A 14134-nucleotide genomic window follows, 5' to 3' on the forward strand; every position below is an offset into this window, starting at 1 on the left:
GGGAACATGGACCACGTAACGACAAGCCAGTTGGAACCGCGCGACGCCGCGCAGGGCATCCAGTCGATCGCCGCGGACTGGTCTGCGGATCAGGAAGTCTTTCGCCACACCCATTGGGGCAAGGCGATGATGTGGATCTTCCTGCTCAGCGATACCTTCATCTTCTCCTGCTTCCTTACCGCCTACATGACGATGCGCGCATCGGCGAGCCTGCCCTGGCCCAATACCGCCGAAGTCTTCGCGCTCAGCATCGGCGGCGAGCCGATACCGCTGATCCTGATCGCGATCATGACTTTCGTGCTGATCAGTTCCAGCGGCACGATGGCGCTGGCGGTGAACTACGGATACCGCGGCGATCGCCGCAAGACTGCCGCGCTGATGTTCGCCACTGCCCTGTTCGGGGCGACCTTCGTGGGCATGCAGGCATTCGAGTGGACCAAGCTGATCGTCGAGGAAGGCGTGCGGCCCTGGGCCAACCCGATGGGCGCGCCGCAGTTCGGCGCCAGCTTCTTCATGATCACCGGATTCCACGGCCTGCACGTGACCTGCGGCGTGATCATGCTGCTGATCGTCGCAACGCTGGTCCTGCGCGGTCACTATGACCGCAAGTGCGACTATTCCGCCGTCGAGATCGCAGGCCTCTACTGGCACTTCGTCGACCTCGTGTGGGTCTTCATCTTCGCCTTCTTCTACCTGTGGTGACGCGAAAGGAAGCACGGCATGGACCATGACACCGCGACCGCCCAAGAGGCCCCGAGCGCATCCGCGCATGAGGACGGGCATCAGCAGCATCCGCTGGGGCTTTACCTCAAGGTCTGGGGTTATCTCTTCGTCCTGTCCACGCTGTCCTACCTGGTCGACTACTTCCACGTTCAGGGGATCGTGCGCTGGACGCTGATCATCGTGTTCATGCTGCTCAAGGCCGGGCTGATCGTGTCGATCTTCATGCACATGGCGTGGGAGCGGCTGTCGCTGATCTACGCGATCCTGGTCCCGCCGCTGGTGCTGCTGGTGCTGGTGCGGATCATGCTGTTCGAGTCCGACTACACGTTCTGGACGCGGGCGATCTTCTTCGGCGGAGGAGGCTGAACCATGATCCGGTCGAGATGGACGGCGGCGGGACTGTGCATTGCGGCAACGGTCGGCGTAGCTTGGGGGCTGGGATTCTTCTTCGATCACCTCATGAGCAAACCCCCGGGCGGCCAGCTCGGCTACGATCCGATGGAAAACAACGCAGCGCCGATGGACATGGGCGCGGTGCAGCGGGGCTGGCCCAACGCCATGCACGACCCGAGCGAGCGGGCGCGCATGATGGCCTACATGCACGGCATGGGCAGCCGCGAGCCGATGCCGATTGCCGCGCCTGCCCCGCAGCCGCAGGCCGCACCTGTGGACCTGGGCACCCTGCTAGCAGGTGCCGAGCCGCAAGTCGGCCAGGCCAAGTCACAGGTCTGCGCCAGTTGCCACGATTTCACCCAAGGCGGCCCGAACAGGATCGGTCCGAACCTGTGGGGCGTGGTTGGCCGCGACATCGGCTCTCATGCCGGTTTCGCCTATTCCGATGCCATGAAATCGGAGCCCGGAAACTGGTCCTACGAAAAGCTGTTCGACTACCTCGCCTCGCCCGCACGGGACATTCCGGGAAACAGGATGGGCTTTGCCGGTTTGCGCAAGCCCGAGGACCGGGCCGCGGTCATTCGCTATCTCGCCACGCTGGGCGGCAGTGCGCCCCCGCTTCCCCGGCCCAAGGAGCCGGCCGGGGAAACGGCGGCGCAGTAGCGGCGCTCAGCGCACCACAGCCCGTGTGTAGAGGTGCCAGGTAGCGTAACCGAGTACTGGCAGCACCACTGCCAGGCCGATCAGCGCCGGAAGCGCTCCCAGCACCAGCATTCCGACCACCATCACACCCCAGATCGCAGTCGTGCCGGGGCTTTTCATCGCCACGCGGACGGATGTGCGCATTGCGGTTCCCCAGTCGACGCGATCGTCGACCATCATCGGGAAGGAGATGAAGCTCATGGCAAGAACGACGACGGCAAAGCCGAAGCCGACCAGGTTGCCGATGACGATCATCCGCCAGCCTTCCGAAGTCGACAGCACGGTCTGGAAGAAAGTCCCCACGTTGCGGGCCGCATCCGGATAGGCCGCGCCGAAGGTCGTCGCATAGATATACCAGGCCGCGATCAGCCAGACCACGAAGAGCAGCGCCACAACCGCGGCGAGGCTGATGACCGACAGGGCCGCAGGGCCGTGGAAGACATCGAGGAAATGCCGCCAGCGGGCATCGAGGCCAAGTTCCCGGCGCCGGGCCAGTTCATAAAATCCGCTCGCAACGGCAGGCCCAAGCAGGACCGCACCGGCCACGATCGGGAAGACCAGGGGCAGCACCGACTCCTGATAGGCATAGATGCCCGCAAGCATCACCGCCGCAGGATAGATCAGCCCGACGAAAACGAGATCCCCCCGTTTGTCGAGGAAATCGTCCCATCCCTGGGCAAGGGCCGTCATCAGGTCATGCAGGCCGATCTTGCGGATGTGGATCTCATCGCCGGCATGAAGTGAACCGGCAGGACGCGCTATTGCCATGGACATCTCTCCCACGCTCTCAGCCGAGGGGAAATGTTCTGCCTGCAACTCCCAGCCGGGATCATGGCCAAGGGCGTCGATCGATTACCGCATTGCCGATAAGCGAAAGCGCGGTCAGTCAAAATCTCAGCTCGGAGTTGCCCCCACGGCTTCGATTGATGCCCGACAATACGCCCCCGGCGCGCATCATGGCAAGCATTCCGAACACTTTCGCACAGTTATATAACCGATAAACACAAGTGACGGCGCCGCTTTCAACTGCATCGGGATATATCATTAACGCCTTCGGTTCGTCGACAACCGATCCTTGCGCGGCCCAAAACTCGTGGACATTACAAGCTCTTGCCCTAGATATTTGCACCCATTCCGGAGCATGAACCGGGATGCGGCCAAGGCAGACGGGGCAATCGTGAGCGCAGACTTCTACTTTTCGAAGTTCGAGAACCGGCGACCGCCCGCACCCCTGCCCCGATCACGCAGTGTCGAGCTGATCTGGCAGGTCCTCGCGGTCTGCTCCTTGATCGCCGGCGCGTTCTACATTGCCTGGCGCTGGACCAGTTCGCTCAACATGGATGCGCTGTGGTTCGCCATCCCGATGGCGCTTGCAGAGACCTGCGCCTATTTCGGCCTGTTCCTGTTCACCGCCAACCTGTGGAAGACGCGCGACTATCCGCGACGGGAGCCGCCCGCCTCGATCACTGATTGCGTGCGCGAAGGCGAGGCCGTGAAGCGCCCGGTATCGGTCGACCTGTTCATTGCCACCTACAACGAGGACGTCGAACTCGTCCGCCTCTCGATCCGCGATGCGAGGCAGGTCACCTACCCCCATCCCATCGATTTTCGCATCCACGTACTCGACGACGGCCGGCGCGACGAAATGCGACAGGTCTGCGAGGAGGAAGGCGTCGGCTACATCACACGAGACAGCAATGCGGGCTACAAGGCCGGCAACCTGCGCAATGCCATGGAGCGCACCAGCGGCGACTTCATCGTGATCTGCGATGCCGACACCCGGCCATTCCCGACGATGCTCGAACACACGCTGGGCTACTTTCGCGATCCCGACGTTGCCATCGTCCAGACTCCGCAATGGTTCTACGACATTCCCGAAGGCGAACGGCTGCAGGATGCATGGGGCCGCCGCGCCGGGTCCGCGGGACGGATGCTGGGCAAGGCGATCGAGACCGTCTTCGGCGAAATCCGCCTCGGCGAAGATCCTTTCGCCAATGATCCCGCGATGTTCTACGACATCATCCAGCGGCGCCGTAATCCCTGGAATGCGGCGTTCTGCTGCGGGGCCGGGTCGATCCATCGTCGCGAGGCGGTCATGTTCGTTGCCCTGCGCGCCTATGCCGATGCCATCGCCCACGATCCCGCCGATGCGCGATCCCGCATTGCGCGCCTGCTGCGCCCGCGCAATGCCGAGGAAGACGCGCTCGCCCGCTGGCAGGCCGCGCAGGAGCAGGAACTGACGCCCTACAAGTTCCACGTTTCGGAAGACATCTATTCGACCATCGTCCTCCATCAGGACAAGGAGCGCACCTCGAAAACGGTGCTGCACCCACAGGTGGAATCGAAGATGCTGTCGCCGCAGGACCTGCTCGCCTGGACGGTGCAGCGCTTCAAGTACGCGGGCGGCAGCCTCGACATCTTCTTCCACGACAACCCGGTGACCCGCCCCGGCATGTCGCTGGCGCAGCGCGTAATGTATCTCACGACTTTCTGGTCGTACCTCGGGGCGCTGTGGAACCTCGTCTTCCTGCTGGCGCCGATCGTCTACATGACCACCGCGATCCCGCCCGTCAGCGCCTACACGGGCGAGTTCTTCATGCGCGCGATGCCGTTCCTCGTCCTTAACGAACTGGCCTTCATGATGGGCACCTGGGGGCTTTCCGGCTTCAAGGGCAAGGTGTCCTACCTTGCCAGTTTCCCGATCTCGCTACGCGCCCTGTGGGCAGTGGTCCGGCGCAGGAAGATCTCCTTCCCGGTTACCCCCAAGCAGCGGCAGTCGGGCACGCACCTGCGTCTCGTGTGGCCGCAGATCGCGATCATGGCAGCAACCGTTCTCAGCTTCGCCTGGTGTGCTTTCCGCCTGTTTGCCGTAGGCGGCGGCTACAGCCTGGGCGGCCTGATCGCCAACGGGCTGTGGGGCCTCAACAATATCCTCGCCATGTCGATCATGGTGCGCGCCGCCTTCTGGAAGCCCGAGGAAGAACGCTCGCCGCCGGAGAACCTGCCATGAGCATTCGCGAGAACCTGCGCCGCGGCCGCAGCCACATCATCACGGCCATAGTGCTGATCGTCGCCGGAGCCCTGGTCGTGCACATCGAGGACCGCAACCTCCAGCGCGAATCGGGCGAGCCGGTGCCCGATCATGCCGCTGCGGTCCAGGATGCGGCAACCACGCCCGGCGGGGCTCAGGACTGAAGTCGCTTAACCAGCGTAAGGCGGTTGATGCCGTCCGCACTGACGTAGTCGATCTCGTCGACGCAGGCCTGGATGATGTTGCAGCCGCGGCCATGGGTCGCTTCGGGATCGACCACCCGGCATTGGGTGAAGTATCCTTCCGGCACCGGCGCCCCGCCATCGCTCAGCACCAGGCGCAGGACGTCTGCCTCCGCGATGACTTCGAGCGTCATTTCGCCCTGCCCGCTGTTGGCGTAGCCGTGCTCGACGACATTGTTCGCCGCTTCGACCAGGGCCAGTTCAACATCGAACGCCGCCAGATCGTCAACACCTTCGCGGGCGCAGAATTCCTTGAGAAAAGCTGCCGCCGCATCGAGCCTCGGATGCTGGATCAGGATTCTCAAGATCTGCGTGTTGCCCGTCATGCCGATTGTATCTCCAGAATCTTGTTCTCGATCACGAGGAGCGAAATGTCATCCTCGAAGCCGGCGCTCGACCGCCGGGCCAGCAAGCCCAGTTCCAGTGCGCCAACGAAGTCCCGTATCCGCTTGCCGGCATTGCTTGCGAGCGTCCTCACCAACCTTTCCACTCCGAACTGCTCACCGGCACTGTTGCTGCATTCGGTCACGCCGTCAGAATATAGCACCAGTCTTGCGCCGGGAGGGAAGGCAAAGCGCGTCGGTTTCCAGGATGCATTGTCGAACCAGCCCACCGCCATGCCGTACTCGACTTCGGGAGTCAGGACCTCGTTTCCTACTGCGATCAGCGGGCGCGGGTGGCCGGCGCAGACCATCCAGCACTCCTCGCGCTCGGGCCGGACGATGCCGCATGCAATCGTGGCATAGCTGTCGTCCCCGCGGTCAAGGATCTCGCGGTTGATCGATTCGAGCGACTGCACGAGATCGCCGGGCGACTTCGGACGGAGCTGCTTGATGCGATGGTGCAGGTGGAACGAGTCGAGCGCTGCAGGCACGCCGTGGCCGCGCACGTCGATCAGGAAGAACAGCGCCCCGCCCTCGCGCAAGGGCGATACGCCGATCGAGTCGCCGCCGAGCATTGCCGCAGGACGATAGAGGTGGCGGAAATTCAAAGCGCCCACGAGCCCTTCGGCCGGCAGCAACCGCGCATGCAGGGCCGTGGCCGCATCAAGGTCGGCGCGCACCCGGTCGAGCGCTTCACGCGTGCGGCGGTGGGCCACTTCCAGCAGGCTGTTGCGGCGCTGCAGGCGGCGATGGAGCAGGCGGTTGCGCTGCGCGCTTTGGACCGCCAGTTCGAGCTGGACCTGTTCAAAGGGCTTGAAGAAGAAATCGTCGACGCCCGCTTCCATGGCCCGGCGGATCACGACTTCATCGTTGCGCGCAGTCATCATCACGACGTGAAGATAGCTGTCCTCGCTACGCCCGGCGCGGACATGGCGGACCAGTTCGATCCCGTCCATCCCCGGCATCTGCCAGTCGGTGACCAGCAGGTCGACCGGCTTGCGCGCGAGCAGCGCAAGCGCTTCCTCCGCGCTCGCCGCACAAGCGACATTGCAGCCCAGCGCCTCGAGATGGACCGTGAGGACATCGCTCATCAGGTCATCGTCATCGACGACCAGCACTTCGAGATGATAGCGCACGGGGCTGGATTGGAAGGTCTGCATCGGATCCGACAACTGCGAAGGCGTTCCGAAATTATCTTCGGAAATGGTTACCTTTTGGCAAACAACTCTCGATAGGTTGCGGAATGAGCCAGTGTTTTCCGAATGCCGGGAGCACCGTCGACCAGGATCCAATGCCGAATGAACATGACTAACAAGTTCCTGACTGCCGGCCTTATCATGGCTGGCGCGCTCGCATGTGCCGTGCCTGCCCTCGCGCAGGATTCCGGCGTTGCCTATGCCGGAGGATCGGCGGGTGACGGCGTCAACGGCTATGCCGGCGCAGTCGTGGCCCTGCCCGGTGCGCGCCTTGGCGAAGGACTTGCCCTGCGCGCCGGCGTCGGCGGCGGCGAATACCGCTACGAAGCGGGCGGCCAGCGCATCGATGCCACTTACGTGAATGCCGCAGTCGCGCTCGTCTATCAAACATCGGGCAACTGGGGATGGGCCAACTTCTCGGCCGGTCCGCGCCTGACCGACACCAGCCTCAAGCCAGACGATCCGGGCAACCGCCTGCGCGGCACGCGGATCGATGCCGCGGTTCAGACCGATGGCGCGCTTGGCACCGCCTGGCGCCTCACGTGGTTCGGATCGCTGGGCATCAACGACCGCGCCTATATCGCGCAGGCCCGCTTCGGCCCGCTGGTCGATGGCGACAGCGACACCCGTCTTGGCGTCGAGGGCGGCATCCAGGGCGACCGCAGCTATACCCGGCGCAGCATCGGCGGCTTCGCATCGACCCGCCTGACCGGCCAGTGGCAGGGCCTTGTCTCTGGCGGCGTGACCGACCAGGCGGGCCGCAACGTCAAGCCCTACGTGGCGCTCGGTGTCAGCCGCGTATTCTGACCCACCTGCCGCGCCGGTGCCGCAGCCAGCGCCGGAGCGCATCGGAGCGCAATACGTCCACGCCTTCCGGAGGAACGCCGCCAGATGAAGACATCTCTCGCCGCTTCGGTATCCGCACGGCGCGAGACCTGGCGCCAGCGTATCGCCAAGATCATCGCCCTGATCGTGCCTCTGCTGATCGGCGGTGTCGCGCTGCTGCTGCAGGAACAGGTGCAGACCACCGACAGGCTGGCTGCAGCCGAGGCCGAAACCCAGGAGAAGCGCAACCTCATCCTCTCGGTGTTTTCCGCCCATCAGGACATCGAGACCGGTGGCCGCGGCTATGTCCTGACCGGCGATCCCGAGTTTCTCCAGCCTTTCGACAAGGGTACCCGCGAACTCGCCCGCATCGAACCGGCGCTGCGCCGAGCCTTCGCCGGGCAACCTGACGACCTCACCGAACTGGCTGCGATTTCGGAGCTTTCGCACCACAAGCGCGATTTCACCGAGCGAGTCATTTCCCTGCAGAAGTCAGGAGAAAATCGCGACGCGGTTGCCCTGATCCGCAACAAGGACGGCAAGCGGCTGATGGACAGCATCCGGGTCCATATCACCAGCCTGCTCGAGCGCGAGAACGACCGGCTGACCGAAGTCTCCGCGCGCTCGCAGCAGGCGATCTCGGCTCTGCGCCGGGTGACTTTCGGCCTGCTGTTCCTGCTTCTGGCCCTGCTGCTCGTTGCCGGATTTGCCATCCTGCGCACCCTGCGTGCCCGCGAACAGGCCCTGATCCAGCTCGAGGACGTATCGCTGCGCCGCCAGGCAGTGCTGGAAAACGCCATGGATGGTATCCTCACGCTCAACCCCAGCGGTTCGATCGAGAGTTCCAACGCCGCAACGACACGCCTGTTTGGTTTCCGCGAGGCCGAACTGGACCGCCGCGACGTGGCAATGCTGTTCGCCGGTCAGCCTGCGATCGGCGCGTTCGCCCGCGAACTGCGCGAAATACACCTGTCGCGCGACAACCAGGGCACGGCGCGCGAGCTCACCGGCAAACGCAAGGACGGAACCGAATTCCCCATAGAGATCGCGCTTTCTGCGATGGTCCTGAACGAAGGCCTGCGCTACGTGGCGGTCATTCGCGACATCACCGAACGAAAGCGCGTCGAGCAGCTGAAGTCCGAATTCGTCTCGACAGTCAGCCATGAACTGCGCACACCGCTCACCTCGATCGCCGGATCGCTGGGCCTGCTCAGCGGCGGCGCAGCAGGAGAATTGAGTGAGCGCGCCGGGAGGCTGATCTCGATCGCGCAGAACAATGCCAACCGCCTCGTGCGCCTGATCAACGACATACTCGACATCGAGAAGATCGAATCGGGGAGCATGCCGTTCCACAATCGCGAGATCGACCTGACCGCGGCGCTGGCGGAATCCATCGAGGCAAACCGCAGTTTCGCCGATGGCTACGGAGTTCGGCTGGCACTGAAGGCTCCGCAGGGAACGCTGCTCATCAATGCCGACCCGGACCGCCTCGCCCAGGTGTTCGCCAACCTGATGTCGAATGCGATCAAGTTCTCGCCCAAAGGGGGGACCGTCACGGTAACGGTCACGCCCGGGACCAGGTCTCATCGCGTGTCTTTCGCCGATGAGGGGCTGGGCATCCCCGAGGAATTCCGCAGCCGGATCTTCGGCAAGTTCGCGCAGGCGGACTCGTCCGACACCCGGCAGAAGGGCGGGACAGGCCTCGGCCTGTCGATCGTGCGCGAGATCGTCCAGCGCCTTGGCGGCGAAGTGAGCTTCGAAAGCCAGCTCAACGAGGGCACGAGTTTCCATGTCGACCTGCCCGCCATGATTGCAAGGCCCCGGATCACAGAGCAGGGGCACGAGGCGAGCCTGCTCCTGTGCGGTAACATTGCGGCCAGCGCTTTCGCAGAGGCCCTGCGACGCTCCGGGAACACGGTCAAACTGGTCGGCAACATGGAACAAGTCCGAGACGCACTGGCCGAGAGCGTTTATGACGGCATCGTGGTCGACATGGGGCTGCCGGACGGCGCCGGGATCGAAATCATCCGCACGGTGCGCGAGACCGCCGAACACGCGCAAACCCCGGTTCTCGCGCTGGGTGGCAGGCCCGGTCCCGATGAAATGGAGGGCGATGCCGCGCTCGTTCTGGACTGGCTGTCCAAGCCGGTCGAGGTCACGCGCCTGATCGACAGCGTCGATGCCGCCGCCCGAGTCCTCGACGGCACGCGCCCTCGCGTCCTCCACCTTGAGGATGACCCCGATATCGCCCGTATCGTCGCCGAGGCCCTCGAAGGGCGTGCCGACGTCGTGACCGTAGATGGCCTGGCAGCGGCGCGGCGCGAACTGGCCCAGCGCAGCTTCGACCTGGCGATCCTGGACCTTACCCTGACCGACGGCGACGGCAGCGCCCTGCTTCCCGACCTGCACCGCAACGGCGAACCGTTGCTGCCGGTCGTGATCTTCTCCGCGCAGGACGCCGATCCCGAAACCGCCGGTTCGGTCGATGCCTACCTGACCAAGGCCCGGACTCCGATCGGCGCGCTGGTTGGCATCGTCGAAAGCCTCACCTCTCCGACGGACACCCGGGAAACCGTCGCATGACCATCGAAATCCTCTACGTGGACGACGAGCCTGACCTGCGCGAGGTCGCAACCATCGCGCTCGAGATCGATCCCGAGCTTCATGTGCGCGCCTGTGGCTCGGGCGCCGAAGCACTGGCGATCCTCGAAACATGGACGCCCGACCTTGTCCTGCTCGACATGATGATGCCCGACATGGACGGGCCGACCACCCATTCGGAAATCAGGAGGCGCTTCGGCAGCCGCGTCCCGATCGTTTACATCACCGCCCGCGCGCAGGAGCATGAACGCCAGCACCTGATGTCGCTCGGAGCGCTGGGCGTGATCGCCAAGCCATTCGACGCGATGACCCTGGCCACACAGGTACATGAGTTGGTCGACCGTGTCTGACCTCGAAGACAAGCTGGCTCCGCTGCGCCAGCGATTCTTGGAACGCCTGCGCGGAAATCTGCCCGCCCTGCTGGCATTGCGCGAGGATCTTGAAGACGAGATCGCGCGCATGGAACTGATCGCTGCCGCGCACAAGATCGCAGGCATGGCCGGTACCATGGGCTATCCGGAGTTGGGAGCGGCTGCGCGAATGCTGGAGGAAGGCCTTGTCTACCGGCCCGGCGAAACCACCATGTCGCGCGCCGATATCGACAAGCTGACCGACTGCATCAGGGCGCTTATCGGCAAGGACTGAGCCGAAGACCAGCACGATCAAACCGACCCTGGCGCATGCGAAGCCTTTCCGGTTCATTTCCGAAAATAGCGCCACGGAAACAATTCGTCACGGAGACGAAGGAACCAGGACACGAAGAACTCCCAATCAGGAGCCATCGAGATTCCACATGGGAGCACAGAATGTTTTCGGCAGCGCTTTTCGCCATTTCCACCCTCGCAAACCCGGGCGTTTCCTGCACTGCGACAACCCTTGCCTGCATGGAAACGGCTCCGGCAGCCCAGGCCTATCCGCATCGCCCCTTCCTCAAGGCCAAGGGCGTGATCGGCATGAGCCGCATCAATTCCTCGGAAACAAAAGGCAACGAACAGGCAAAGCTTTCCTGCGCCGCGCACCCCACCAAGAACCCTTCCTGCCGCCACCGCCTGGTGAAGGCACAAGGCGAAGCATCACGCTCCGACTTCGCACTTGAGACGGCACGCGAAGAGAGCGCGCAATGATCCTCGCGCGTTCGCTGCTGCCCTTGGCGCTGGCGATCGCGCCCTTCGCCGGGGCCGGCTCCGCATTCGCCTACGACCGGCTTCCCGCCGCCTTGGCGCAGCTCACTCCCGATGAGGTTCGCGAGCAGGTCAAGGTCCACGACGATCCGGCCACCCCCCATGTCGTCGTGTCCACCCGCGAAGCATGGGATCGCGGTCGCTCGATCGGCGGCGCCCACGCTCGCGACGTCCACCTGCGCGCGCTGGTCGATCGACAGTCCGGCGCGGTCCGCTGGCAGGTTTGGCACGAGCTGGTGCATCCGGGCCCGACCCCGCGCGTGGTCGGCGTCAATTACGAAGCCGGCGGGCAGACCGCCCAGGCCGACCTGCTGTTCGCCGAGCAATGGAAGGAGGACTGCCCCTCCGTCGACGCCATCCACCGGGCGTGCAACCGGCACACACGGCTCGTCTTCGAACTGCCGGAGCAGGTCGTGAGCGAGATCGCGGAAAGCTACACGCCTGAAAGCCGCAGGCCATGGCAGCTCAAGTTCAGGGCCGAGAACGGCAAGTCGATCAGTGGCGGCCTCGCCCCGGCAGAAGCCGCAGGTCTGCTCGACGCTGTCGAGACAGTGCGCCAGGCCTTGCCTCGCACGCTGGGCTGATCGAAAAATCCCGCTATTCGCGTCGTTGCGGTTTGCCTGACCGCACCGGCCTTCCTATTTACCTGGCAACATGCAAGAGACGATGACGTTCGCACACAGAATCAGATCCCCCCACGACATGATCACTACGCCCCCCACCATTCTTCTCGTCGAAGACGATGGTGCGCTCCGTACGTTAACCGCCCGGGCCCTGCGCCAGAGCGGTTTCAACGTGTTGACGGCGGCAACGGGGGCGGAGATGTGGGTCACCCTGCGCGAATCCCCGGTCCAGCTGATCGTGCTGGACATCATGCTTCCGGGCACCAGCGGCTTCGACCTGTTCCGCAGCCTGCGCCGGGAAAGCGACATTCCGATCATCTTCATCTCCGCAAAGGGCAGCGAGGAAGATCGCGTGCTCGGGCTTGAGCTGGGCGCCGACGATTATCTTCCCAAGCCGTTCAGTACGCGCGAACTGGCGGCCCGAGTCAGTGCAGTCCTGCGCCGCGGCGGCTACGAAGGTACCATAGAAAGCCCCGCCGACGGCCGCGCGCCCGAACTGATCTACTTCGATGGATGGCAGGTTTCGCTCGCGCGGCGCGAACTGCGCTCTCCGAACGGCGCCATGGTCGACCTGACCGGTGCGGAATTCGACCTGCTCTCCACCTTCCTGGGCTATCCCCAGCGGGTGCTCGGGCGTGAGCGCCTGATGGAACTGTCGCGCTCGCGTATCGGCGACAGCTCGGATCGCAGCATCGACGTCCTTGTCAGCCGACTGCGTCGCAAGCTCCAGACCGAAGACAAGGAGTCGCCGATCGTCACGGTGCGCGGCGTCGGCTACATGTTCAGGGCGGAAGTGACCCGTACCTGATGCTCTCGCGCGGCATGGGACTGTTCCGGCGCCTCGGCCTGCCAGAGCGCCTGCTTGCCGTTCTCCTGCTCGTCCTCGTCGTCGACATCATCGCCAACACGGTGCTGTTCGAACGTGTCAACTCGTTCGAACTGCGCCGTGACGATGCCGAGCGGATTGCCGAAAACCTCGTGCTGGCGACCCGCGCCATAGAGCGTGCGCCGGGCGTGGAGCGCGACGCCATCGCCGATGCCCTGAGCACGGATCGCTTTTCGCTCGAGTGGTCGCCCCCCTCTGACCGCAAGCGCGGATCGCTGGGCCTCGCCAACTTGCGCGCGCAAGTCGTGGAGATCGAACCCACCCTTGCCACGGGCGACATCGAACTGCACCTTGAGGAGCTTCCGGGCAAAGGCAATATCGGCGGCTCGATCCTGCTGTCGGACCGCAGCATTCTCAAGTTCCACACCCACGCCAATGCCGCCTGGAAGCTGACCGCCGGGCGGCTCGTGAGCATGATCCTGCCCACTCTGCTGCTGATCGCCTTCGCCTGGGTGCTGTTGCGCGCGATGCTCAAGCCGTTGCGCTCGTTGATCGGTGCGACCCGGGAACTGGGCTCCGGACCGCCCCAGCCCGTGCCCGAACGCGGCCCGGACGAGATGCGCCAGCTGATCCGCGCGCTCAACGACATGCAGGAACGCATCCACCAGTCTCTGGTCGACCGCACGCAGACGATGCTGGCGATCGGGCATGACCTCAAGACACCGCTATCGCGCATGCGCCTGCGCCTCGACGACGGCAGCATCGGGCAGGAGGTGCGCGAAGGCATTTCCCATGACATCGACGAGATGCGCATGCTGATCGAATCGATCCAGGCCTATATCGACAACGGCGGCGAAACGATTCCTTCCGAGCGCATCAACCTCTCGATCATGGCCGAAACGCTCGTCGATACCGCTGCAGACCATGGCGCCGACGCCCGGTTCGAGGGCACACCCGGCGTCATCATCAAGGCCCGGCCGGTGGCCATACGGCGCGCGCTTTCCAACCTCATCGAGAACGCCATTCACTATGGCGGCAACGTCCGGGTCACCGTGCGCCGCGACGGCGACGGCGCGGAAGTCGTCGTCGAGGACGATGGTCCCGGCATCCCGGAAGACCGCATCGCCGATGCGCTCCAGCCCTTCGTGCGTCTCGATACGGCGCGCAGCCGCGACACCGCAGGCATGGGGCTTGGCCTGCCGATCGTCCAGAAGGCCGTGCGCGCGGAGAACGGAACGCTCGACTTGCGCAATCGGCGCGACGGCGGCCTTCGCGCGACCGTCCGCCTGCCACTTGCGCCCGAATGACGAATCGCCGCACCGCAGCAAAACTTCGTAACGTTCGCGAACAATGACGGACAAGCACGCCACCTAGCTCTTGGAGAAGAACCTGAGGGGAAATCCCGCAG

16 protein-coding genes are annotated in these 14134 nt (G+C 64.3%); 13 read left to right on the forward strand and 3 right to left on the reverse strand.

Annotation, left to right across the window (positions count from 1 at the left end):
• Nucleotides 1-6: 6 nt before the first annotated feature.
• The 3 genes from J3474_RS14705 to J3474_RS14715 are packed head-to-tail and all read left to right on the forward strand — an operon-like array spanning nucleotide 7 to nucleotide 1779.
• Nucleotides 7-702, forward strand: coding sequence for a heme-copper oxidase subunit III family protein (locus tag J3474_RS14705; RefSeq protein WP_207094663.1), 696 nt, complete (start codon nucleotides 7-9; stop codon nucleotides 700-702).
• Between the two features lie 18 nt (nucleotides 703-720).
• Nucleotides 721-1089: a cytochrome C oxidase subunit IV family protein gene (locus J3474_RS14710; protein WP_007011778.1), complete on the forward strand. Its 369-nt coding sequence runs from the start codon at nucleotides 721-723 to the stop codon at nucleotides 1087-1089.
• Between the two features lie 3 nt (nucleotides 1090-1092).
• Nucleotides 1093-1779, forward strand: coding sequence for a cytochrome c family protein (locus J3474_RS14715; RefSeq protein ID WP_207094664.1), 687 nt, complete (start codon nucleotides 1093-1095; stop codon nucleotides 1777-1779).
• Between the two features lie 6 nt (nucleotides 1780-1785).
• Here the strand turns inward: J3474_RS14715 and J3474_RS14720 are convergent, their stop codons facing one another.
• Nucleotides 1786-2586 carry a DUF2189 domain-containing protein gene (locus J3474_RS14720; protein ID WP_207094665.1) on the reverse strand — a complete coding sequence of 267 codons (801 nt, stop codon included), beginning with the start codon at nucleotides 2584-2586 and terminating at the stop codon, nucleotides 1786-1788.
• A gap of 373 nt (nucleotides 2587-2959) precedes the next feature.
• On the opposite strand from J3474_RS14720, the gene J3474_RS14725 reads away from it, so the two are divergent.
• Together J3474_RS14725 and J3474_RS14730 are read left to right on the forward strand one after the other, a co-directional pair.
• Nucleotides 2960-4828 carry a glycosyltransferase gene (locus J3474_RS14725; RefSeq protein WP_207094666.1) on the forward strand — a complete coding sequence of 623 codons (1869 nt, stop codon included), beginning with the start codon at nucleotides 2960-2962 and terminating at the stop codon, nucleotides 4826-4828.
• A complete protein-coding gene (locus J3474_RS14730) occupies nucleotides 4825-5013 on the forward strand; it encodes a hypothetical protein (RefSeq protein WP_041558894.1) in 189 nt (62 codons plus the stop codon). Before J3474_RS14725 ends, J3474_RS14730 begins: the two co-directional genes overlap by 4 nt.
• Here J3474_RS14730 and J3474_RS14735 read toward each other — a convergent pair.
• Both J3474_RS14735 and J3474_RS14745 read right to left on the reverse strand, forming a co-directional pair.
• Entirely contained in the window at nucleotides 5004-5417 is a 414-nt protein-coding gene (locus J3474_RS14735) for an ATP-binding protein (RefSeq protein ID WP_242528418.1), read from the reverse strand. The two genes, J3474_RS14730 and J3474_RS14735, sit on opposite strands and share 10 nt — an antisense overlap.
• Nucleotides 5414-6634, reverse strand: a complete 1221-nt coding sequence (locus J3474_RS14745) for a PP2C family protein-serine/threonine phosphatase (RefSeq protein WP_207094667.1) — start codon at nucleotides 6632-6634, stop codon at nucleotides 5414-5416. The genes J3474_RS14735 and J3474_RS14745 overlap by 4 nt, the downstream gene beginning before the upstream one ends.
• Before the next feature lie 138 nt (nucleotides 6635-6772).
• Between J3474_RS14745 and bcsS the strand changes: the two genes are divergently transcribed.
• From bcsS to J3474_RS14785, 8 genes are all read left to right on the forward strand, one after another.
• Nucleotides 6773-7477 (forward strand): cellulose biosynthesis protein BcsS, encoded by a 705-nt coding sequence (gene bcsS / locus J3474_RS14750; protein WP_207094668.1) that lies wholly within the window; start codon nucleotides 6773-6775, stop codon nucleotides 7475-7477.
• Nucleotides 7478-7561: 84 nt separating this feature from the next.
• Nucleotides 7562-10078 carry an ATP-binding protein gene (locus J3474_RS14755; RefSeq protein ID WP_207094669.1) on the forward strand — a complete coding sequence of 839 codons (2517 nt, stop codon included), beginning with the start codon at nucleotides 7562-7564 and terminating at the stop codon, nucleotides 10076-10078.
• Nucleotides 10075-10446 (forward strand): response regulator, encoded by a 372-nt coding sequence (locus tag J3474_RS14760; protein ID WP_013832990.1) that lies wholly within the window; start codon nucleotides 10075-10077, stop codon nucleotides 10444-10446. The genes J3474_RS14755 and J3474_RS14760 overlap by 4 nt, the downstream gene beginning before the upstream one ends.
• A complete protein-coding gene (locus J3474_RS14765) occupies nucleotides 10439-10741 on the forward strand; it encodes an Hpt domain-containing protein (protein ID WP_158511860.1) in 303 nt (100 codons plus the stop codon). Before J3474_RS14760 ends, J3474_RS14765 begins: the two co-directional genes overlap by 8 nt.
• A 161-nt stretch (nucleotides 10742-10902) precedes the next feature.
• On the forward strand, nucleotides 10903-11220 hold the full coding sequence (locus J3474_RS14770) for a hypothetical protein (protein WP_207094670.1): 318 nt from the start codon (nucleotides 10903-10905) through the stop codon (nucleotides 11218-11220).
• Nucleotides 11217-11861 carry a hypothetical protein gene (locus J3474_RS14775; RefSeq protein WP_013832988.1) on the forward strand — a complete coding sequence of 215 codons (645 nt, stop codon included), beginning with the start codon at nucleotides 11217-11219 and terminating at the stop codon, nucleotides 11859-11861. The genes J3474_RS14770 and J3474_RS14775 overlap by 4 nt, the downstream gene beginning before the upstream one ends.
• Before the next feature lie 118 nt (nucleotides 11862-11979).
• Nucleotides 11980-12708, forward strand: coding sequence for a response regulator (locus J3474_RS14780; protein ID WP_013832987.1), 729 nt, complete (start codon nucleotides 11980-11982; stop codon nucleotides 12706-12708).
• Nucleotides 12708-14033, forward strand: a complete 1326-nt coding sequence (locus J3474_RS14785) for an ATP-binding protein (RefSeq protein ID WP_041558891.1) — start codon at nucleotides 12708-12710, stop codon at nucleotides 14031-14033. Before J3474_RS14780 ends, J3474_RS14785 begins: the two co-directional genes overlap by 1 nt.
• Nucleotides 14034-14134 lie beyond the last annotated feature (101 nt).

Source organism: Novosphingobium sp. PY1, from assembly GCF_017312445.1.
GTDB lineage: Bacteria > Pseudomonadota > Alphaproteobacteria > Sphingomonadales > Sphingomonadaceae > Novosphingobium.

Bases quoted from the DNA above. Each gene is read 5' to 3' on its own strand.
- J3474_RS14705 (WP_207094663.1), top strand. From the start codon at position 7: ATGGACCACGTAACGACAAGCCAGTTGGAACCGCGCGACGCCGCGCAG.
- J3474_RS14710 (WP_007011778.1), top strand. From the start codon at position 721: ATGGACCATGACACCGCGACCGCCCAAGAGGCCCCGAGCGCATCCGCG.
- J3474_RS14715 (WP_207094664.1), top strand. From the start codon at position 1,093: ATGATCCGGTCGAGATGGACGGCGGCGGGACTGTGCATTGCGGCAACG.
- J3474_RS14720 (WP_207094665.1), bottom strand. From the start codon at position 2,586: ATGGCAATAGCGCGTCCTGCCGGTTCACTTCATGCCGGCGATGAGATC.
- J3474_RS14725 (WP_207094666.1), top strand. From the start codon at position 2,960: ATGAACCGGGATGCGGCCAAGGCAGACGGGGCAATCGTGAGCGCAGAC.
- J3474_RS14730 (WP_041558894.1), top strand. From the start codon at position 4,825: ATGAGCATTCGCGAGAACCTGCGCCGCGGCCGCAGCCACATCATCACG.
- J3474_RS14735 (WP_242528418.1), bottom strand. From the start codon at position 5,417: ATGACGGGCAACACGCAGATCTTGAGAATCCTGATCCAGCATCCGAGG.
- J3474_RS14745 (WP_207094667.1), bottom strand. From the start codon at position 6,634: ATGCAGACCTTCCAATCCAGCCCCGTGCGCTATCATCTCGAAGTGCTG.
- bcsS (WP_207094668.1), top strand. From the start codon at position 6,773: ATGAACATGACTAACAAGTTCCTGACTGCCGGCCTTATCATGGCTGGC.
- J3474_RS14755 (WP_207094669.1), top strand. From the start codon at position 7,562: ATGAAGACATCTCTCGCCGCTTCGGTATCCGCACGGCGCGAGACCTGG.
- J3474_RS14760 (WP_013832990.1), top strand. From the start codon at position 10,075: ATGACCATCGAAATCCTCTACGTGGACGACGAGCCTGACCTGCGCGAG.
- J3474_RS14770 (WP_207094670.1), top strand. From the start codon at position 10,903: ATGTTTTCGGCAGCGCTTTTCGCCATTTCCACCCTCGCAAACCCGGGC.
- J3474_RS14775 (WP_013832988.1), top strand. From the start codon at position 11,217: ATGATCCTCGCGCGTTCGCTGCTGCCCTTGGCGCTGGCGATCGCGCCC.
- J3474_RS14780 (WP_013832987.1), top strand. From the start codon at position 11,980: ATGATCACTACGCCCCCCACCATTCTTCTCGTCGAAGACGATGGTGCG.
- J3474_RS14785 (WP_041558891.1), top strand. From the start codon at position 12,708: ATGCTCTCGCGCGGCATGGGACTGTTCCGGCGCCTCGGCCTGCCAGAG.